This window comes from Streptomyces sp. CNB091, from assembly GCF_000377965.1.
This window is the reverse complement of sequence record NZ_KB898991.1, coordinates 388308-407690: the sequence shown is the minus strand read 5'-3', so window position 1 is coordinate 407690 and position 19383 is coordinate 388308. Positions and strand designations below refer to the sequence as shown.

Here is a 19383-nt window from a genome sequence, read left to right as displayed (position 1 = left end):
GGGGCGCGCAGCGCACCCGGGCAGTGGGCACGCAGCGCACCCGGGCGCTACGCGGCCCGCCAGGCGTCGGTGACGCACGAGACCTCGAAGTGCCACCAGCCCTCGTCCCGGCCACGGGCGAGCAGCTCCTTGACCCCGCGCAGGTCCGCGCCGCCCGGCACGGTCAGGGCGACCAGCGGGAACGCGGCGCTGAAGACCTCGCCGGTGAGCCCGTAGACGGCGAGCCGCTCGTGCACGGCCCGGGCGTCGCGCCCGAGCGGCCCGTCCAGCAACGGCAGCACCCGTACGGTGCAGTTGCCCGAGTCGGCCACCCGGCCGACGGCCCAGTGAACCCCGTCGTCGTCCGTACGGAACCGTACGGTCTCCCCCTCGGCGACCCCGTCCTGGAGGAAGGGCGCGTTGTCCACCCGCGCGGTGTCCGGGCCGAGGCGCGTCGCCCACAGCCCCTCGGTGTCGTAGGGCGGCCGGCCCTCGCGCGGGACCAGGCGGAACCAGACCTTGATCTGATCGGCTTCACGGGGCGGGCGTTCCGGACCGGCGAGGGAACTCATGGACCCATGGTCCCCCGCGTGCGGCACACCCGCCTGTCCACGCCGGCGACCATCACGACGTCAGGTTCTGAAGCCAGGGACCGCCCCCACCCCACCACAGTCATCAATTTCCCAACATGAGAGGCCAGTTGCTGGACTCAGGGGCATCTCCTGAGGCTCCTGACGCACACCTCTTGACGCGTACAGGCCCACAGGGGAAACATCACCGTAACGAGAGAGCGCTCTCCCCCCAACGCCCCCCGCGTGCACCTTCCTGTCTCGCCAGCCGGACCCGAGTCCTCTGGCAGTACCAACCCATCCCGGCGTTGTCGGGGCTGCTTACCGCTCGGCTCGGCATCCCCCGATCCGAACCGCCCCCCAGCTTCCACCGGGTTGCTACGACAACCCGGCGGTGAAGGCCTCCCACCTCACTCGATTCCATGGCGCCTCGTGGCGCACCCACCCGCTACGACAAGACCGTCGAGTCCTATCAAGAAGCTGTCGCCCTCGCCTCGCTCCTGATGTGCGCGTGACATGTGAAGGCAACTCCGAGAGGCAGGTCCAGTTCTGTTGCAGCGCTGGAAGCGCCATCACTCTGCCGCGTGCCGCAGGATGCGGGCGGCCACCAGCTCCGGATCGTCGGTCGGCAGGGCGTGGCTCGCACCGGGCACGACCTCCACCTCGGCTGTGGGCACGAGGGCTCCCACCCGCTCCGCGACCTGGCGTGCGTCGTGCAGCGAGCTCTGCTCCCCCAGCAGGAAGAGCGAGGGAACCCGCACCCGGCGCAACTCCTCGCCGGAGAAGACCCGAGCCGGTGGAAGGGCGCGCCGGAACCCGACGGAGGCGCGTCCCAGTTCCATCAGCTCGGTCTCCAGGATGGCGCTGTTGCCGACCCAGCGGGACAGCCGGGGTCTCAGCGTGCGGGGCGCCAGGCCCGCCAGGGCGCCGGCGATGAGCCAGGCGTAGAAGCGGCGGCCCGGCTCGGCGAATCCGGCGGGTTCCACCAGGGTGAGGGCGGCCGTGCGGCCCGGGTGGTACATCTGATGGCCGAGCGCCAGCCAGCCGCCGTAGGAGCAGCCGACGAGATGGGCGGCGGTGGCCTCCAGCCCGGCGAGCACCTCCTCCAGCCAGCGGGCCCCGTCCTCGGCTCCGGTCAGGGGCGCGCTCTGGATGCTGGCGCCCGGCTCACCGACCATGTCAACGGCGATCACCGTGTGATGGCGGGCGATCGGCTCGATGTACCGGTGCCACATCAGGGAGTTGCCGTTGGCGCCCGACAGCAGGACGACCGGGTCGGAGCAGGGTGGCCCGGCGCGGTGGACGCGGGTGGTACCGAAGGATGTCGGCAGGTCGAAGGCGTCCCCGGGGCCGGGCCAGAGCCGGCCGAGCAGGCGTCCGTAGACGGCGTGGAAACGCTCGCGGGTCTTGTCGTTCCTGAACTCGCCTATGCTCATGGTACAGACGTATCACGACTTGGTACACGCGTACCACTACCGGGAGGCCGGACCATCGCCGCGCGCGTCGATCACGAGGAACGCAGGAAACAGATCGCGGAGGCTCTGCTGCGTATCGCCGCCACCGAGGGGCTCCAGTCGGTGAGCATGCGGGCGGTCGCCACCGAGGCGGGCGTCTCCCTGCGGCTGGTGCAGTACTACTTCACGACCAAGCAAGCCCTGGTGCTGGACGCCCTCGCCCGGCTGGGCGCCCAGCTCCAGGCCCGTATGGACCGGTGGATCCGCGAGGCGGGGTCTCCGCCACGACCACGCTCCACGGTCACCGCCGTCCTCTCCAGCGTCCTGCCGACCGACGAGGAAAGCCATCGGATCACCCGGATCTACGCCGCCTACTACGTGCTCGTCCTCGGAGACAGCTCGCTGGAAGAACACGCCACCCCCCAACCCGCCCTGCTGGAAGGCTTCCTCGCCGAACAGCTCCGACTGGCGCAGGAAGCCGGCGCTGTCGGCCCCGAGAAGGATCCCGCCATGGTGGCGGCCGGACTGATGGCCATGGTCAACGGCCTCGGCTCCAGCGTGCTGGGCGGCCAGCGCACCGGTAAAGCAGCCCTGCTTGTCCTGCGCCACCACCTGGACGAACTGTTCGGCCCCGCTACTCCGGCATCCGACGGCTCGTGACGACATACCACCCGACGCTGAATCCACCACGCAAGATCATTTGAAGACACCACCTAGCGGGGCGGACAACTGCGACCTAGTTCACGTTGACGATTCCGCTGGCCGCGCGGTAGCCCCATCCAGAGCCGAGGGTGTTGTAGTGGATGGTGGACCATCCGTTGTTGCTGGCGTCGTTCCCCCAACCTCGGGTCGTGGCGGAACAGCAATACGGCCTCGGGTGGCAAGCACCACGTTGACCACGGTGCGTTCCACTGCCTCTCCTCCGCTGAAGGAGGTACTGGCATCCACCGCGGGGATCTGAGGGAGTCAGCGGAGGCGAGCGAGCCGGGGAGACCGGTAAATGCATGGGATGTGCGCAGCATCGACGCCCCTACCCACCCCGGCTCAGGATTATCACGCCGTAATGACGACCGCCGCGTTGGTCGCTGCCCTATGGCGACCCGACCTTGGGCTTACGGTTCGAGACCTTCTAGCCAGGCAGTCACGTCCAGGGACTGCTGCAGAGCTGGCCCAAAGAGGTGCGGGTTGGCGTTGGCCAGAACGCGGTAGTGACTGACAGCTTCGCGGACTGCGGCCAGACCCATTTCGCGTCGGCCCATCTCACCAGGGTCGAGGGAGAGGGTGTGGATGGCGCTGGCGAGGTTGGGCAGGTGGACGTCGGCATTGGCTTTGGTCAGGGCGCGGCGGATTTCGACAGTCTCTTTCGCCCGGAGCCTCGAGTGGGAATTGCCCGGTTCCACAAGGACTCCCGGCTGCAGAACCGGCGCTGACTCGCATCGTCAGGAGCGGCCCCCGGCGTCGGCCCGCCGCTGCCCGGCGGGCCGGCCGACAGGCAGACGGTCAGGTCGTCTGGTTCACCGGTTCGTGAGTTCGCCGGTGCCCGACCTGCTGGCTCCGGCATCGTCGGAGAACAGGATCCGCTTGCAATCGGAAATGGAGCAGTTCATGTGGAAGACCATGGAATTCGGCGAGGCGCATCAGGGGCGGCCGGGAGCGCTCCTGACCGACGGGAGCGAACCGGCAACGGTGCTGCTCGACGGAGGCAGCGGCGCGAACTTCCACGAGAGCAACGACTGGTGGATCTACTCGGGCGAACTTCGCAGGCCGTTGGCGACCAGCCTTCGCGGAGCGTGCTCGTGCGGCTGGCGCGGCGAGACCAGCTACCCGCTCACCTGGGAGGAGGTAGACCAGAACGCCCCGCACCTCTACGACACCAGGCAGCTCAGGGACGACTGGGCCCGACACATCGCCGACGTCGAAGCCCGCGCAGTCCCGGTTCCCGACGTGCTCGTTGCGCTCCTGGACCAGGTCGAGCAGGAGCTTGACAGGCTCGCGGGCGACGCGCCGCTGGCTGCGCTACGGGCGATCAACCGACTGGAGCACGTCATCGCGGAAATCGGCGATGCGGCAGCGTACGGGGCTGAGGCTGACGCGAGGTCTGGAACTGCGATTGGTCCAGGTCTCGGGTTGCCCGAGGGCGATGCACGCCGACGTCTGCTCCGCTACTCCCTGCGCCGGTGACGTGGCGCGCGGCGGCCGACCAGTACGCAGGCTGGAACGCCGCGCTGGTGGATCACGGGCTGGTGAGGACGTTGTGGGTGCCCATGCGCCGCCAGACGATGTGCTGCTCGCCTTCTCTGAACTAACGACCTTGGGAGCGATCGAGTTCGAGGCCTGTTGGCGTGGAAGATCGATTAGCTGTTGGGTGACGCGCAGGCGGCCTTCTATTCACTTAGGCCGTGTCCTACGTGGTGAGGCGGTCGTTGGGCTGATCATGGGGCGGGGTACGTGGTGTTGGATTGTTCCGGACGGATTGTGGGAGATCGCGAAGCCGTTGATCCCGCCGTCGAAGGTGCGGCCGCAGGGTGGCGGCACGCAGGACACGCCTGATGAGACGGTGTTCGCGGCCATCGTCTACGTGCTGGTCAGCGGCTGTGCCTGGCGCGCGTTGCCGCCATGCTTCGGGATATCGAAGTCGACGGCCCATCGCAGGTTCGTGATCTGGTCGCGGGCCGGCGTGTGGGGCCGACTGCACGAGGAGATCGTGCACCGGCTCTACGACGCCAGCCTGCTCGACCTGTCGCGTGCGGTCCTCGACTCCGCCCACGTGCGCGCTAAAAAGGGGGCGAACACACAGGTCCGAGCCCCGTGGACCGGGGCAAGCCGGGCTCCAAGATGCACGTCCTGTCGGACGCGAACGGACTGCCCCTGGTCGTCGGTGTCTCTGCGGCCAACGTCCACGACAGCCTCGCGCTGAAACCCATGGTCGCCGGTCACCAAACGAGACACGACCCACACCGCGGCCGGCACTTCAAGCCTCAGCGTCTTCACGCCGACAAGGCGTACGATGTTCCTCACCTGCGCAAATGGCTTCGCGGCAAGCGCATTGGCGTCCGCATCGCACGCAAGGGCATCGAGTCCAGCGAACGACTGGGCCGACGCAGGTGGGTCATCGAGCGCACCATGTCCTGGCTCACGGGCTACCGTCGGCTCAACCACCGCTACGAACGAAATCCCCGCAACTACCTGGCCTTTCTCGGCCTCGCCGCCGCCCTCTGCTGCTACAAGCGACTCATCCGCCTCACCACGTAGGACACGGTCTTAAGAGGTCATCTCACGTGGTGAGTTTCGCCAGTTTCTTGTAGCGGGTCAGGGCGGCTGCGAAACCGAGGAAGGCAAGGAAGTGGTTCCCCTTTCGTTCGTATCGCACGGTGAGGCGGCGGTAGCCGAAGAGCCAGGCGATGGTGCGCTCGATCTTCCAGCGGCGACGGCCCAGGCGTTCGCCGCTTTCGACGCCGGGCCGGGCGATGCGCGGGACGATGCCGTGCATCCGGAACCACCTGCGGTGTGCGGCGGAGTGGTACGCCTTGTCGGCCCGGAGTTTTCCGGGCTTCCGGCGGCGGGGTCCGCGCCGGGAACGGACCGCGGGTATGCCGCTGATCAACGGGCGCGGGGCGTTGGTGTCGTGGACGTTGGCTCCCGACGCGGCGACGACCAGTGGCAGGCCCCGAGCATCGGACAGAACGTGCAGTTTGCTGCCCTTCTTGCCCCGGTCGACCGGGTTCGGCCCGGTCAGCGAGCCCCTTTGTTTCGCGCGCACGCTCGCCGCGTCCACGATGGCCGAGGTCCAGTCGATTTCGCCCCGGGCACCGAGCTCGTCCAGTACCGCCCGGTGCAGCCGTCGCCACACCCCCGCCTCGGTCCAGGCCGTGAAACGGCGGTGGGCGGTGGCCGGTGAGACCCCGAAGTCCCCTGGCAGCATCTGCCAGCCGCACCCACTGGTCAGCACGATCACCACGGCGGCGAATGCCGCACGCTCGTCCACCGGAGCCGCTCCCCCGCCCTGCGGCCGGGACTTGAACCCCGGCAGCAACGGAGCGGTCGGCTCCCACTACCCGTCCGGCACCAGCCGACTCGAAAGATCAACACTCACAAGTCGACATCATGCCGCACCACCCTCACGCCACGTGAGATGACCTCTTACATGCAAGGGCAGCGGAACACATCCCGGTCTCCACTCCGCGCACAGAGCCATCCATACCGTGTTGCGGCGCCACGGCACAGAGTGGGATATCAGTCGCACTGAGTTCCTCAACGCAATAGTGGAACCCAAGTTCCTCTCCGAGCGACCATATCAAGCTTAATACGCGGAAATCCTCGGACCACGATGAGGTCACGCCCACCGTGATGATCGCGACCTCACCAGGAGGGTCGAGAGCGCGGAACAGATACTTCCCGCCTGGAGCCTACTGAGGGCACGCTCATAGACGTGGCCGGATTGCGCACGAAGATCTGGGCAGTAACCAACCGGCTGCGGAAATCCCCAACTGTTCGCCCGACTCGTTGCTTCACCCCAGGACCAACGTCTCATCCCCGAAATCAGCCACCAGCTTCAACTCGCCGCCCAGCGCCGCGACATACGCGGCGAGAGTCTCGACCTCGGATCGACTGATCGCACCCTTCTCTATGGCCGAGACACGTCCCTGAGTAACGCCGAGAACCCTGGCCACCGCCGTCTGAGTCATCTGCTGGCGCTTGCGCACCTCCGCGAGGCGGTACGCCCTCATTTCTGACAGCAGCACAGCAGTACGCTGCTCAACTCTCTCGACCTCTTCGGCGGTGAAGTCGAACTCACCCTTGAGGTCATCCCAGTCGACGGCAACGGCCGCTTTCGATTCAGCTCTCATGACTCCTCATCTCTGCCTGCCGCGTAAGCCATGTAAGCGGCTTCCGCTTCCTTGGTCGCCGTCCGGTACCACCCAGACCACTGGCCTGATTTATCGCCACCCACAAGGGTTACCGCATTACGCGCCGGATCGAACACGAAGAGCACCCTCACCTCGCTGGCACCCGACGATCCCGGCCGCAACTCCTTCAGATTCGACAACGACGAGCCAGTGATGCGATCGACCAGCGGGCGGCCGAGGAAAGGCCCTTCCGGTTGGAGGACATCAATGGCTGCCGCGACCTGAATCAGCGTGTCTCGGTCACGTTCGCGCAATTGATGCAACCAGCTCCTCACCGGCTCCACCACGATGACCCTGTATTGCAATTACTCTCCAGCCAACCGCGAGATCACATACAGGTGTGATACTCGGCTGTCGCTCCGAGCGGGCTGCCTCTGCGTGTGAAGCGCCACCGCTCCGTGCGACAGGACCGTGATCGTCGCCGTGGGGTCGTCCGCGACCGTGGTCCCGTGCCGTCACAGGCGTCGGGGCCGACGGCTCCGCCCCCGGCCGGATACGTTCCCGGGCGGGGGCGGAGGGGTGGAGCGGCTGTCCGGTCCGGGCGTCAGCCCTGGCCGGTCAGGTCGATGGTGACCGTGCGCTCGGCGGGGGTCTTCCCGGTCAGGGCGGTCTTCATCGCCTGGGCCACGTCGTCCGCGCCGACCTGGTGCTTCTTGCCGTCGCCCTTGACCGCCATGATGCCGTCGAAGACGCCGTCCAGGAGCCTGTCGATCGCCTGCTTGTCGTAGACGTCGACCAGCCGGCCGTCCACCGGCTTCATGGAGAGGATCTGCGGCAGCGACCGGGTCGGGCCGAACTGGATCTCCTTGGGGCCGGCCTTGATCGTGATCAGGCCGGACATGGCGGGCTCGGCGAACTCCTTCATCGCCCGGTCCAGTTCGGCCTTGGTGATGGTGGGCTCGCTGGTGGTGACGGGGAGTTCGACCAGCCGGGCCTGCCCGGTCTGCACCTGGGCGCGGTAGGCGTCCCGGACCGAGATCAGGGACTGGCCGGCGTCCAGTGTCCTGCCCGGCTTGCCCGGCACCGCCACGGCCTTGTCGGGCTCGAAGCGGATCGTGCCGTCACTGGCCGAGCCGGAAGCGCCGGCCAGGTCGGAGAGGGCCACGCCGAGCTTCTCCTCGTCGACCGGGATCACCGGGTCGGCGGGACGTTCCCCGCCGAACAGCGAACCGATCACGGAGACGGGGTTGTAGTCGCTGCCCGCCGCGCCGCGCACGGTCTCCTGGCTGTCCAGGGTGAGACCGGCCTTCTCGGGGTCGAGCTTCTCCTCCTTGCCGTCCACCGACAGCGTCAGGGGCTTCTTGGCCCGCTCGCCGAGGGCGGCTTCGAGCTTGGTGACCGCCTCCTCCTTCGTGCCGCCGCCGATGTCGACGCCGAGCACCGTGGTGCCCTTGGGGACCTCGGAGTGGTTCAGCAGGAGGCCCGCCCCGTACGCGATGCCGAGCAGCACGACCGCGGCCACCCCGAGGAGGACCAGCTTGGAGCGGCCCTTCTTCGCGGGGGCGGGGGCGGCGGCCTGGGACGCGGGACGCGGGGCGGCGGGGCCGGGCGTGGGAACACCGGATCCGCCCGGACCGCCGAGGCCGCCCGGAGGTCCGCCGGCCACCGGGCCGCCGGGGGTGCCGGGGCCCCCCGGGAACGCGACCCGGGGCTCGCTGGGCACCACGGGGATGCCGCTGGTCAACGTGTCGCCCGAGACATGGCCGGGGCCGGGCTCGGGCGCCGGGGGCTGCGGCGTGAGGATCGCGGTGTCGTCGGACATCCGGGGCGGTACGCCGCCGGGGCCACCCGGGACCATCGGGCCGGGACCGCTGGGGACACCCGGGACCATCGGGCCGGGACCGCCGGGGCCGCCGGGGCCGCGTACGCCGTCGAGGTTCGGCGTGAGGGAGGAGCTGCCGGTGGCCGGTCCCGTGGTGGGGCCGGACGGACCGGGCGGACGCACCCCTAGGCCGGGGGTGGAGCGCGGGCCTCCGCCGGGGGGCTCCGTGCCGTAGCTGTCGAGCGCGCTGCGGCCGGGGCCGGGGCCGGGTGTGCCCGGTCCGCCGCCGGGCTGCGGGGCGTCCGAGAAGTACGGCAGGTCGGGGCGCGAGCGGCCCGCGTCACCGTCGGACCCACCACCGGGGCCACCGGTGCGCCCGGCGCCCCCACCCGCGCTCGGGCCGCCGGGGCCGCCCGCGCCGGGACCCTGGGCGCCGCCGGGGCCGGAAGGAGCGCCGCCGGGGGCGCCGGGCGCACCGGTGCCCTGAGCGGCTGCTCCCGGCCCGGTGGCCGGGCCCTTGCGCGGGGCGAACCAGTCGCTGCCGCTCTTCTCCCGGGCCGGCTTCTCGCCGGGTGCCGGGTCGGTGGCGGGGCCGCCGTCCCGGGGCCGGTCCGCGGCCGACGCGCCGTTCGGGCCCGCGGAACGGTCCGCGGGCCCGGGGGCGGGCGGCGGCGTGCCGGGGCGCGGGGTGGCGCCGGTGCGCTCCGCGTCGGAACGGCCGCCGGAGATGTCGCTCTCCGCCATCGGCGTACGCATCACGACCGGCGGGATGGGACGCGACCCGGGGATGTTGATCCGGATGCGCGTCGTCAGCGTCGTCTCGGTCTTCGGTTCCTCGGGCCGGGGCGGAGCCACGGATTCCGGGTTCTCGTCAGAGCCGTCCTGCGACGGGTGGAGCGACGGATACTGGCGGGATCCGTACGGCGGCGTACCCGAGGGATACGCGGCTCCGCCGCGGCCCTGGGGCCCGGAGGACGAACTGTCAGTTTCACGACTCAAAGCAGGTTCTCCCGATTGGCTCCGCCGCCCGTACTTCCCCCATGCCGCAGGCCAGGGGACGGCTCGGCGCGCGCACCACCATACTGGCCGTCGCCGTCGGACACTCCACGACCGGGTGAAACCGCCACCCGTGCATCACACCTGTGGGGGCCTTTCCCGACCCGGACTTGGCACTTCACGTACCGGACCGGCCGTCGCGGATGGCTGATTGCGGCACTTTGGAGGTGGTGGCGCACATCACAGCGACGGCCGTCCCGCCGAGCATGAACAGCACCAGGCCGAGTTCGTCGCCGAAGACGTAGTCGCCCTCCGGCCGCCCGCTCAGCAGGAGGAAGACCGTGACGAACCAGCCCCCCGCCGGGGCGAGCGCGCCGATCTGGGTACGGGTCAGGATCCGGCCGCCGTAGAAGAGGCCCGCGGCGGCCGCCAGCGCGATGATCAACCCGCCCGGGAACCACGCGGCTTGGACGAGTGCGCCGGCGATCCCGACCAGGACGCCGAGGACGACGAGGCCCGAGTAGGCGGCGATCCGGGCCGGGTTCGGCCGGGCGGCGAAACCGGTGGGCTCGGGCTCCCTGGGCGGTGCGTTCCGCCGTGGCGCGTGGGAGGAGCCGGCGCGGACACGGCCCTTGCCCGGGTTCCCGCTCACGCGGTGCCTCCCGTCGCGCCCGCGGCGTCCGTTACGTCCGTGGCTCCCGCGGCGTCCGTGACTCCCGCGGCGTCCCTTACGCCTGTGGCTCCCGTCACGTCCGTGGCGGGCGGCAGGCCTGCGAAGAGGTCGCTCTCGCGCATCCCCTCGGGCACGCCCGGTACGCCCCGCGCCAGTTGGTAGTACTCGGTCGTCAGCAGGGGCTGACCGAGGTCGTTGGAGAGGGCGAAGAACGGGCCGTCGACCGCGATCTGGGTGGCGTGGGCGCGCATCGCCGCCGACTTGGCCCCGGCGTACGCCGATCCGTCGATCTCCGCGGTGATCCGCTCCCCCTCGGTGACGCCCGGGACGTCGTCCACGGAGGCGATGCCGGGGAAGGTCCCGGGGGCGGTGGTGCGCAGCCGCTCGAAGCCGGCCTCGGCCACGGCGCGCTCCACCCGGTTCCAGTAGATCTTCGCGACGGCGTGCGGCGCGTCGGTACCGTACGCCGGGTCGGCGGCCAGGTCGGCGGCGCGCATCGCGACGCGGTGGGCCTGGATGTGGTCGGGGTGGCCGTAGCCCCCGTCCGGGTCGTAGGTGACCAGGACCTGGGGGCGGACCTCGCGGATCACCTCGACGAGGTGGGCCGCCGCCTCGTCCACCGGGGTGGACCAGAAGGAGCCGGGGCGGCCGTTCTGCTCGGCGCCCATCATTCCGGAGTCCCGGTAGCGGCCGGCCCCGCCGAGGAAGCGGTGGTCGTCGACGCCGAGCTCCTTCATCGCCGCGGCCAGCTCGCCGACGCGGTGGGAACCCAGCGCGTCGTCCCGGTCGGCGGTGAGGCGGGCGAGCGCGGGCGGGATGACCTCGCCCTCCTCGCCGAGCGTGCACGTCACCAGGGTGACGTGGGCGCCCTCGGCCGCGTACCTGGCCATGGTGGCGCCGTTGTTGATCGACTCGTCGTCGGGATGCGCGTGCACCAGCAGCAGACGGCGGGCGGGGAGGTCCTTCATGGGGACCACCCTACGAGCCCGGAGGCCCCCCGTGCCTCCGCGCCCCGTGCCCCGCGCCTCCTCGACCCCCCGGCCCGCCCCCGGCGCGCGGTCAGAACTTGATGCTGCTGATCATCCCCGCCACGTTGGACGTCAGATCGGAGATGGTCGGTGCGACCGACGAGCTCGCGATGTAGAACCCGAGCAGCATGCAGACCACCGCGTGCCCTCCCTTCAGTCCGGATTTCCGGATCAGCAGGAAGACGATGATCGCCAGCAGCACTACCGCCGAAATCGAGAGCGCCACGGCGGTTCACCTCCATCGGTACGTTCGGACGGTCAAAACGGGGGTACGCGAAGTCAGCAGGTTCCTACCCACCTAGCGCTACGGATCATAACTATCCGTGCCAACGCATTGATCGGGGCACAGCAGCACGAGGGGCGCACGAACCGCACCGCACAGCGGAGTTCGGAGCTAGGTTCGGGGTCATGACCTCGCAGAAGCTGTCCTTTCCCCGCCAGCAAGCACGGACCCAGCGCTTCACTCTGGGCGCACCTCGCGCCTTCACCGTCTCACCGGATGAGACGCGCGTGATCTTCCTCCGCTCGATGTCCGGAACGGACCGCTCCACCCGCCTCTGGGTCCTCGACCCGGCGACCGGCGAGGAGCGGATCGCCGCCGATCCCGAAGTCCTGCTGGGCGGTGCGGCGGAGAAGCTGTCGGCGCAGGAGCGGGCCCGGCGCGAGCGGACCCGGGAGGGTTCGTCGGGCATCGTCTCCTACGCGGTGGACGCGGCCGCGGAGTTGGCCGCGTTCGCCCTGTCCGGAAAGGTGTACGTGGCCGAGCTGCGGGCCGGCACCGCGCGGGCGCTGCCGGTGCCGGGCCCGGTGATCGACCCCCGGCCGTCCCCCGACGGCCGGCACATCGCGTACGTGGCCAAGGGCGCGCTGCGGGTCGTGGGCGCGGGGGGCGAGGGCGACCGGGCGCTGGCCGAGCCGGAGAACTCCCATGTCACCTACGGTCTGGCCGAGTTCATCGCGGCCGAGGAGATGCACCGCTACCGGGGTTTCTGGTGGTCGCCGGAGTCGGACCGGCTGCTGGTCGCGCGGGCCGACGACAGCCCCGTACAGCGGTGGTACATCGCGGATCCCGCGCACCCCGAGCGCAAGCCCGCCGAGATCGCCTACCCGGCGGCGGGCACGCCCAACGCCGAGGTGGGGCTCTTCGTCATGGACCTGGAGGGGTCCCGTACCGAAGTGGTCTGGGACCGGGTCGCGTTCCCGTACCTGGCCCAGGTGCACTGGTCGTCCGCGGGTGCTCCGCTGCTGCTGGTGCAGGCCCGGGACCAGCGCAGTCAGCGGTATCTGGCGGTGGACACGGAGACCGGTGCGACCCGGATCGTGCATGTCGACGAGGACCCGGTGTGGCTGGATCTTTTCCCCGGGGTGCCCGCCTGGGCCCCGGACGGGCGGCTCGTGCGGATCGTCGACGAGGGCGGCGCGCGGGTGCTGGCGGTCGGGGACCGGCTGCTCACCGGGTCGCAGCTGCACGTCCAGTCGGTGCTGGACATCGGGGAGTCCGACATCCTGGTCTCGGCGGTGGCCGGTGAGGACGCGGTCGAGCCGGAGATCGGGCAGATCCACGTGTACCGGGTGAACGAGCTGGGAATCGAGCGGATTTCCGAAGGGGTGGGGGTGCACTCCGCGGTCCGCTCGGGCGGTCTCGCGGTCCTGGTCTCGGCCGTTCCCGAGGAGCCCGGGGCCGCCGCGTGGGTGGTGCGGGACGGCAAGCGGCTGACCCGGATCCCGAGTTTCGCCCAGGAGCCGGTGCTCGCCGCCCGCGTGACGCTCACCGAGGGGGGCGCACGGCGGATTCCGTGCGCCGTGCTGCTCCCCTCGGACTACCAGGAGGCGGATGGTCCCCTTCCGGTCCTGATGGACCCGTACGGCGGTCCGCACGGCCGCCGGGTGGTCGCCGCCCACAACGCGCATCTGACCTCGCAGTGGTTCGCGGACCAGGGCTTCGCGGTGGTCGTGGCGGACGGGCGGGGCGCGCCGGGCCGCTCGCCGGCCTGGGAGAAGGCGGTGCGGGACAACCTCGTGATGACGATGGAGGACCAGGTCGAGGCGTTGCACGGGCTCGCCGGGCGGTTCCCGCTCGACCTGTCCCGGGTGGCGATCCGCGGCTGGTCCTTCGGCGGGTATCTGGCGGGGCTCGCGGTGCTGCGGCGGCCCGACGTCTTCCACGCGGCGGTGGTGGGCGCTCCGGTGACGGACCAGCGGCTGTACGACACCCACTACACCGAGCGCTATCTCGGCGACCCTGCGACGCAGCCCGAGGTGTACGCGTACAACTCGCTGCTCACCGACGACGGTCTCTCCGAGCCCGCCGACGAGGTCCGGCCGATGATGATCGTGCACGGCCTGGCCGACGACAACGTGGTGGTCGCCCACGCCCTGCGGCTGTCCTCGGCACTGCTGGCGGCCGGGCGTCCGCACGAGGTGCTTCCGCTGAGCGGGGTGACGCACATGACGCCGCAGGAGCAGGTCGCGGAGAACCTGCTCCTGCTCCAGGTGGACTTCCTCAAGCGGTCGTTGGGGCTGACCGGAGCCTGAGCGGCGCCCGGCCGGGCCGGCCCCTCCTCCCCGTCACCCGCTCACCAGCGGGGCGGCGGGGAGGAGGGCGGGGGCCCGAAGCCGGGGGCGGGCGGCTGCTGACCGGGAACCGCCTGCGAGGGCGGGTAGCCGGGGGGCTGGACGCCCCACGGTCCGCTGCCGCCCCACGGGCCCGGGGCGCCACCGGCGGGGGTCCGCCCGACGCCCTTGCGGGCGAGGACGAGGAGCACGAGGGGTCCGGCGAGGAGCGCGGAGAAAGAGGTCAGCATGTTCAGCTGCGCCTCGATGTCCGCGTCGAGGAAGTGCTCGTACATCTCGTAATGGATGATGCGCGCCGTGCCCAGCACGCCGGAGGAGAGCACGAACCCGCCCGCGATCAGGCCGAGCGGGCGCGCGTGGGCCGCACCGGCGACCGCGCCGACGGCCGCCACCAGGAACATCAGGACGTGCGTCACGGAGACCCAGCCGGGAGGCCCCTCGGTCAGCGGGACGGTCAGAGGTCCCCCGCCGATGAACCACCCGGGATAGAAATCGGACGGGAAGACGAACGGCTGCCGGATCTCCCAGGCGGCGACGATCAACGCCTGGAGGCCCAGGAGCAGGAAGGCTGCCACCCCCGCGCCGCGCCCCGGCCCGACGGGGCGCTCCGCACCCTCCGGCGCCGGGCGTCGGCCCGCCACCCCCGCGACGATCAGGCCGAGCCCGGCCGCCAGGGCGACGTACGTCGTGAGCAGCGCCCGGTCGCGGAGGTCCTCCGGGGCCGAGGCGTCTCCGCTGGTCCAGACACCGGGCAGCCGCAGGGCGAAGGTGACGACGCCGGTGACGATCAGGACCGAAGCGGCGGAGGCGGACCGGAGTGCCGCCACAGCGGCGGCGGCGTAGGCCACCAGCAGGACGAGGCTGGTGGACGAGGTGGCCGTCCGCAGCGCGTCCCGGGGGTCCGCGGTGCCCGACCAGTCCTCCCAGACCGCCAGCGGCCCTTCGGCGGCCCGGATGTCCCGCACCAGCCAGGCGATGATGAGTAGTGCCGGCACCGCGCACAGAACGGCGCCGGTGATTCTTGCTCCCCGTGTAAGTGTCACCCGGTGATACTCCATTGCCCCGAACGGATGAACAAGCCCGCACAGGGGACAGGCCGGGGCGGTACGGGGGCGGGCCGGAAGCGCCAGGCCGGCAGCGGCGGGCGACCGGCCGGAGCGACGAGACGACGCTCCGGCCGGACCACGGCACCCGCACGGCCGTACGCTGTTCAGCATGGGGCGTTCGTATATCGGTGCGGCGACGGCGGAGTTGCCTGCTTGTTAACGCGTCTGACGCGGCCCTACGACGTTTCGCCCTCGGTGCGCCCCGGCTTCTCCTCGGGCTCCGGCTCCGCGTGCCCCGGCTTCTCCTCGGGCTCCGGCTCCGCGTGCCCCGGCTTCTCCTCGGGCTCCGGTCCCGGCCGCGCGGGCCCCGGGGCCTCCCGCTCGCCCTCCGGCGGCACCACGCGCTTCTCCTCCGCGAAGTGGCACGCGGAGTCGTGCCGGGCCGGGGTGTCGACGTGCCGGAACTCCGCGGGGACCGCCAGCAGCGGGACCTCCAGTGCGCACCGCTCCTGCGCCTTCCAGCACCGGGTGCGGAAGCGGCAGCCCGAGGGGATGTTGGCGGGCGAGGGGACGTCTCCGTGCAGGATGATCCGCTCCCGGTGGTCGCGGGCCGTCGGGTCCGGTACGGGGACGGCGGAGAGCAGCGCCTGGGTGTACGGGTGGGTGGGGTGGTCGTAGATCTCCGCGTCGGAGCCGATCTCCACGATCCGGCCGAGGTACATCACGCCGACCCGGTCGGAGATGTGCCGGACGATCGAGAGGTCGTGGGCGATGAAGACGAAGCTGAGGCTGAACTCCGCCTGGAGCCGGTCCAGCAGGTTGACGACCTGCGCCTGGACGGACACGTCGAGCGCGGAGACCGGTTCGTCGGCGACGATGATCTCCGGGTTGAGGGCGAGCCCCCGGGCGATGCCGATGCGCTGGCGCTGACCGCCGGAGAACTGGTGCGGATAGCGGTTGATGTACTCCGGGTTGAGCCCGACGACGTCCAGCAGGTCCTGCACCTTCTGCCGCCGGCTGCCCTTCGGGGCGACCTCGGGGTGGATCTCGTACGGCTCCCCGATGATGTCGCCGACCGTCATCCGCGGGTTCAGCGAGGTGTAGGGGTCCTGGAACACCATCTGGATGTTGCGGCGTACGGCCTTCAGCGCCCGGCCGGACAGCTTCGCAATGTCCTCGCCCTTGTAGCGGATCGCGCCGGCGGTGGGGCGTTCCAGATGGACGAGCATCTTGGCGACGGTCGACTTGCCGCAGCCCGACTCCCCCACGATGCCCAGCGTCTCGCCCGCGTACAGGTCGAAGTCGACGCCGTCGACGGCCCGGACCGCGCCGATCTGCCGCTTGAGGAGGACGCCCCGGGTCAGCGGGTAATGCTTGGCGAGGCCGCGTACCTGGAGGATCGGGTCGCCCTCCGTGTACGGCGTGACGGCGTCCTGGCGGGCCGTGGACAGCAAGGTGGAGCCGGCCGCGCCGCCGCCGGTCCCCGCACTCTCGTCGCGGTCAGCGTGCATCGAGCGTCTCCTTCCAGAAGTGGCAGGCGCTCCGGCGCCGCTCGTGGGGGTGGTAGAGCGGCGGCACGTCGCTGCGGCACACGTCCCGGGCCTGCGGGCAGCGGGGGTTGAAGGCGCAGCCGGGCGGGATGCGGGTGAGGTTGGGGGGCAGGCCCTTGATCGCGTAGAGCTCCCGGCCCTTCTGGTCCAGGCGCGGGATCGACTGGAGGAGGCCCTTGGTGTACGGGTGCGCGGGGGCCTTGTAGATGTCGTGCACCGGGGCGGTCTCGACGATGCGGCCCGCGTACATGACGGCGATCTTGTCGGCGACGTCGGCGACGACGCCGAGGTCGTGGGTGATCAGGATGAGCCCCATGTTCAGCTCGCGCTGGAGTTCGGCGAGGAGCTCCATGACCTGGGCCTGGACGGTGACGTCGAGGGCGGTGGTCGGCTCGTCGGCGATGATCAGGGACGGTTCCAGGGCCATCGCCATGGCGATCATGATGCGCTGGCGCATCCCGCCCGAGAACTGGTGCGGGTAGTTGCCGACCCGTTCCTTGGCCGCCGGGATGCGGACCCGGTCCATCAGCTCGACCGATCTGGCCTTCGCGTCCTTGCGGGACATGCCGCGGTGCACGACGAACATCTCGCCCAGCTGCTCGCCGACGGTGAGGACCGGGTTGAGCGAGGACAGGGCGTCCTGGAAGATCATGGCCATCTCCTGGCCGCGGATCTTCCGCCGCTCCTCCGGCCTGAGCTTCAGCAGGTCCTGGTCCTTGAAGAGGATCTCCCCGCCGGCGATCTTCCCGGGCGGCATGTCGAGGATGCCCATGATCGCCTGGGCGGTGACGGACTTGCCGGAGCCGGACTCGCCGAGGACGGCGAGCGTCTCGCCCTCGGCCACCGAGTAGTTGACCCCGTTGACGGCCTTGGCGACGCCTTCGCGGGTGTGGAACTCCACGTGCAGTTCGCGCACTTCGAGCAACATGGCAACCGGCTCCTCAGCGCAGCTTGGGGTCGAGGGCGTCGCGCACCGCGTCGCCGAGCATGATGAACGCGAGCACGGTGACCGCCAGCGCTCCGGCGGGCCAGAGCAGCATGTGCGGGGCGTTGCGGATGTAGTTGGCGGCGGCGGAGATGTCGATGCCCCAGGAGACGGCCGGGTCCTTCAGGCCGACCCCGAGGAAGGAGAGGGTCGCCTCCAGCGAGATGTAGGTGCCGAGCGCGATGGTCGCCACGACGATGACCGGGGCGATGGCGTTCGGGGTGATGTGGCGCAGCATCATGCGGGAGTTGGAGGCGCCGAGCGCGCGGGCCGCCTGGACGTAGTCGTTCTGCTTGGCGGTGATGACCGAGCCGCGGGCGATGCGGGCGATCTGAGGCCAGCCGAGCAGGACGATGAAGCCGACGACGGGCCAGACGGTGGAGCTGGTGACGACGGAGAGGAAGACCAGGCCGCCGAGGACGACGGGGATGCCGAAGAAGACGTCGGTGAGGCGCGAGAGGATCGAGTCCCACCAGCCGCCGAAGAAGCCGGCGAGGCCGCCGAGCACACTGCCGAGGATCGCGACGCCGAGGGTGGAGCAGATGCCGACGGTCACCGAGGTGCGGGTGCCGTGGACGACCCGGGTGTAGACGTCGCGGCCCTGCGGGTCGAAGCCGAAGGGGTGGCCGGGCTCGGAGCCCTTCTGGGCGTCGTCCAGGTTGGCCTGGAGGGGGTCGCCGCTCGCGATGAGCGAGGGCCAGATGGAGATGGTCACCAGGAAGAGGATGACCAGTGCGGAGATGATGAAGACCGGGTTGCGCCGCAGGTCGCGCCAGGCGTCGGACCAGAGGCTGCGGGGTTTGCCGGCCGGGCCCGTGCCGTCGGGGCCGGCCGGGTTCTTCTCCAGGCTGGCTCCCTCCGCCATGGCGAGGTCCGTGGGGCCGCCGGCTCCCGCCGGGGAGATCGCTCCGTCCGGTGACTGCGGCTCAGGCATAGCGGATCCTCGGGTCGAGTACGGCGTACAGGAGGTCGACGATCAGGTTGGCGGCCAGGAAGACGAGGACGAGGATCGTGACGAAGCCGACGACGGTCTGGGAGTTCTGCCGCAGGATCCCCTGGTAGAGCTGGTAGCCGACGCCGTGGATGTTGAAGATCCGCTCGGTGACGATGGCCCCGCCCATCAGGGCTCCCACGTCGGTGCCGATGAAGGTGACGACGGGGATCAGCGAGTTGCGCAGCAGGTGCCGTACGACGACCCGGCGGCGGGGCAGGCCCTTGGCGACGGCGGTGCGTACGTAGTCGGCGCGGGCGTTCTCGGCGATCGAGGTCCGGGTGAGCCGGGTGACGTAGGCGAGCGAGACCGAGGCGAGGACCAGTCCGGGGACGAGCAGTTCGTCGAAGGTGGGGTCGGCGGAGACCGAGGGCTTGATGATGCCCCACTTGACGCCCAGGAGGAGCTGGAGCAGCAGCCCGGTGACGAAGGTCGGGACGGCGATGACGACCAGCGTCAGGATGAGGACGGTGGTGTCGACGGGGCGGCCGCGCCGCAGTCCGGTGACGACGCCGAGGCTGATGCCGATGACGACCTCGAAGACGACCGCGACGACGGTGAGCCGGATCGTGATGGGGAAGGCGGTCGCCATCAGCTCGGTGACCTTCTGCCCGTTGAACGCGGTGCCGAAGTCGCCTGTGAACACGTTGCCCATGTAGGTGAGGTATTGCTGCCAGACCGGCTTGTCGAGGCCGAATTCGGAGCGCAGCTGGGCGGCGGTGGCCGGGTCGCACTGGCGGTCGCCGCAGAGGCCCGCGATGGGGTCGCCCATCACGTTCACCATGAGGAAGATCAACAGCGTGGTGCCGAAGAAGACGGGGATCATCTGCAGCAGCCGCCGGATCACATAACGTCCCATGAGGGGCTCC

Annotated in this window: 18 protein-coding genes and 1 pseudogene; 5 read left to right on the top strand and 14 right to left on the bottom strand. The window is 70.6% G+C overall.

The features are described 5' to 3' along the window. Positions 1 to 47 precede the first annotated feature (47 nt). Positions 48 to 551 carry a DUF4265 domain-containing protein gene (locus D581_RS0105755; RefSeq protein WP_018956277.1) on the bottom strand — a complete coding sequence of 168 codons (504 nt, stop codon included), beginning with the start codon at positions 549 to 551 and terminating at the stop codon, positions 48 to 50. Between the two features lie 569 nt (positions 552 to 1120). Beyond that, a complete protein-coding gene (locus D581_RS0105750; protein WP_018956276.1) occupies positions 1121 to 1984 on the bottom strand; it encodes an alpha/beta fold hydrolase in 864 nt (287 codons plus the stop codon). Positions 1985 to 2131: 147 nt separating this feature from the next. Here D581_RS0105750 and D581_RS0105745 point away from each other — a divergent pair, with 147 nt between their 5' ends. From D581_RS0105745 to D581_RS1000000140605, 4 genes are all read left to right on the top strand, one after another. Further along, a complete protein-coding gene (locus tag D581_RS0105745; protein WP_018956275.1) occupies positions 2132 to 2662 on the top strand; it encodes a TetR/AcrR family transcriptional regulator in 531 nt (176 codons plus the stop codon). A gap of 548 nt (positions 2663 to 3210) precedes the next feature. Next, positions 3211 to 3432, top strand: a complete 222-nt coding sequence (locus tag D581_RS0105740; RefSeq protein WP_018956274.1) for a hypothetical protein — start codon at positions 3211 to 3213, stop codon at positions 3430 to 3432. 106 nt (positions 3433 to 3538) lie between these two features. After that, positions 3539 to 4183: a hypothetical protein gene (locus tag D581_RS0105735; RefSeq protein ID WP_018956273.1), complete on the top strand. Its 645-nt coding sequence runs from the start codon at positions 3539 to 3541 to the stop codon at positions 4181 to 4183. Between the two features lie 253 nt (positions 4184 to 4436). Next, a protein-coding gene (locus D581_RS1000000140605; protein WP_106434344.1) for an IS5 family transposase occupies positions 4437 to 5254 on the top strand; the annotation gives its coding sequence in 2 pieces (ribosomal slippage) (positions 4437 to 4779 and positions 4779 to 5254; 819 coding nt in all). Positions 5255 to 5276: 22 nt separating this feature from the next. Here D581_RS1000000140605 and D581_RS0105725 read toward each other — a convergent pair. The 7 genes and pseudogenes from D581_RS0105725 to D581_RS0105700 all read right to left on the bottom strand — a co-directional run bounded on the left by D581_RS0105725 (position 5277) and on the right by D581_RS0105700 (position 11594). Further along, positions 5277 to 6095 (bottom strand): annotated as a pseudogene (locus D581_RS0105725) (IS5 family transposase). A 415-nt stretch (positions 6096 to 6510) separates the two neighbouring features. Continuing rightward, complete coding sequence (locus D581_RS0105720; protein ID WP_018956270.1) at positions 6511 to 6849, bottom strand: XRE family transcriptional regulator; 339 nt, start codon at positions 6847 to 6849, stop codon at positions 6511 to 6513. Then, positions 6846 to 7199, bottom strand: coding sequence for a type II toxin-antitoxin system RelE/ParE family toxin (locus D581_RS1000000139390; RefSeq protein WP_486585809.1), 354 nt, complete (start codon positions 7197 to 7199; stop codon positions 6846 to 6848). Before D581_RS1000000139390 ends, D581_RS0105720 begins: the two co-directional genes overlap by 4 nt. A gap of 254 nt (positions 7200 to 7453) precedes the next feature. After that, positions 7454 to 9670, bottom strand: coding sequence for a hypothetical protein (locus D581_RS0105715; RefSeq protein WP_026290247.1), 2217 nt, complete (start codon positions 9668 to 9670; stop codon positions 7454 to 7456). Between the two features lie 175 nt (positions 9671 to 9845). Beyond that, entirely contained in the window at positions 9846 to 10319 is a 474-nt protein-coding gene (locus tag D581_RS0105710; RefSeq protein ID WP_018956268.1) for a DUF6113 family protein, read from the bottom strand. Further along, positions 10316 to 11308 (bottom strand): N-acetyl-1-D-myo-inositol-2-amino-2-deoxy-alpha-D-glucopyranoside deacetylase, encoded by a 993-nt coding sequence (mshB, locus tag D581_RS0105705; protein ID WP_018956267.1) that lies wholly within the window; start codon positions 11306 to 11308, stop codon positions 10316 to 10318. Before mshB ends, D581_RS0105710 begins: the two co-directional genes overlap by 4 nt. Before the next feature lie 91 nt (positions 11309 to 11399). Further along, positions 11400 to 11594: a hypothetical protein gene (locus D581_RS0105700; RefSeq protein ID WP_026290246.1), complete on the bottom strand. Its 195-nt coding sequence runs from the start codon at positions 11592 to 11594 to the stop codon at positions 11400 to 11402. A gap of 182 nt (positions 11595 to 11776) precedes the next feature. On the opposite strand from D581_RS0105700, the gene D581_RS0105695 reads away from it, so the two are divergent. Beyond that, complete coding sequence (locus D581_RS0105695; protein ID WP_020679178.1) at positions 11777 to 13903, top strand: prolyl oligopeptidase family serine peptidase; 2127 nt, start codon at positions 11777 to 11779, stop codon at positions 13901 to 13903. Between the two features lie 41 nt (positions 13904 to 13944). On the opposite strand, the gene D581_RS0105690 is transcribed toward D581_RS0105695, so the two are convergent. The 5 genes from D581_RS0105690 to D581_RS0105670 all read right to left on the bottom strand — a co-directional run bounded on the left by D581_RS0105690 (position 13945) and on the right by D581_RS0105670 (position 19373). Further along, positions 13945 to 14937 (bottom strand): hypothetical protein, encoded by a 993-nt coding sequence (locus D581_RS0105690; protein ID WP_018956264.1) that lies wholly within the window; start codon positions 14935 to 14937, stop codon positions 13945 to 13947. Between the two features lie 287 nt (positions 14938 to 15224). Continuing rightward, positions 15225 to 16499 (bottom strand): dipeptide ABC transporter ATP-binding protein, encoded by a 1275-nt coding sequence (locus D581_RS0105685; RefSeq protein WP_018956263.1) that lies wholly within the window; start codon positions 16497 to 16499, stop codon positions 15225 to 15227. Further along, positions 16489 to 17466, bottom strand: coding sequence for an ABC transporter ATP-binding protein (locus D581_RS0105680; RefSeq protein ID WP_018956262.1), 978 nt, complete (start codon positions 17464 to 17466; stop codon positions 16489 to 16491). The genes D581_RS0105685 and D581_RS0105680 overlap by 11 nt, the downstream gene beginning before the upstream one ends. A 13-nt stretch (positions 17467 to 17479) precedes the next feature. Beyond that, positions 17480 to 18457 carry an ABC transporter permease gene (locus D581_RS0105675; protein ID WP_018956261.1) on the bottom strand — a complete coding sequence of 326 codons (978 nt, stop codon included), beginning with the start codon at positions 18455 to 18457 and terminating at the stop codon, positions 17480 to 17482. Further along, the gene (locus D581_RS0105670) at positions 18450 to 19373 is read right to left on the bottom strand and encodes an ABC transporter permease (protein WP_018956260.1); all 924 of its coding nucleotides are present in this window, start codon (positions 19371 to 19373) and stop codon (positions 18450 to 18452) included. The genes D581_RS0105675 and D581_RS0105670 overlap by 8 nt, the downstream gene beginning before the upstream one ends. Positions 19374 to 19383 lie beyond the last annotated feature (10 nt).

Excerpts from the sequence above, each read along its gene's own strand:
- D581_RS0105755 (WP_018956277.1), bottom strand. The coding sequence starts at position 551 with ATGAGTTCCCTCGCCGGTCCGGAACGCCCGCCCCGTGAAGCCGATCAG.
- D581_RS0105750 (WP_018956276.1), bottom strand. The coding sequence starts at position 1,984 with ATGAGCATAGGCGAGTTCAGGAACGACAAGACCCGCGAGCGTTTCCAC.
- D581_RS0105745 (WP_018956275.1), top strand. The coding sequence starts at position 2,132 with ATGCGGGCGGTCGCCACCGAGGCGGGCGTCTCCCTGCGGCTGGTGCAG.
- D581_RS0105720 (WP_018956270.1), bottom strand. The coding sequence starts at position 6,849 with ATGAGAGCTGAATCGAAAGCGGCCGTTGCCGTCGACTGGGATGACCTC.
- mshB (WP_018956267.1), bottom strand. The coding sequence starts at position 11,308 with ATGAAGGACCTCCCCGCCCGCCGTCTGCTGCTGGTGCACGCGCATCCC.
- D581_RS0105695 (WP_020679178.1), top strand. The coding sequence starts at position 11,777 with ATGACCTCGCAGAAGCTGTCCTTTCCCCGCCAGCAAGCACGGACCCAG.
- D581_RS0105685 (WP_018956263.1), bottom strand. The coding sequence starts at position 16,499 with ATGCACGCTGACCGCGACGAGAGTGCGGGGACCGGCGGCGGCGCGGCC.
- D581_RS0105680 (WP_018956262.1), bottom strand. The coding sequence starts at position 17,466 with ATGTTGCTCGAAGTGCGCGAACTGCACGTGGAGTTCCACACCCGCGAA.
- D581_RS0105675 (WP_018956261.1), bottom strand. The coding sequence starts at position 18,457 with ATGCCTGAGCCGCAGTCACCGGACGGAGCGATCTCCCCGGCGGGAGCC.
- D581_RS0105670 (WP_018956260.1), bottom strand. The coding sequence starts at position 19,373 with ATGGGACGTTATGTGATCCGGCGGCTGCTGCAGATGATCCCCGTCTTC.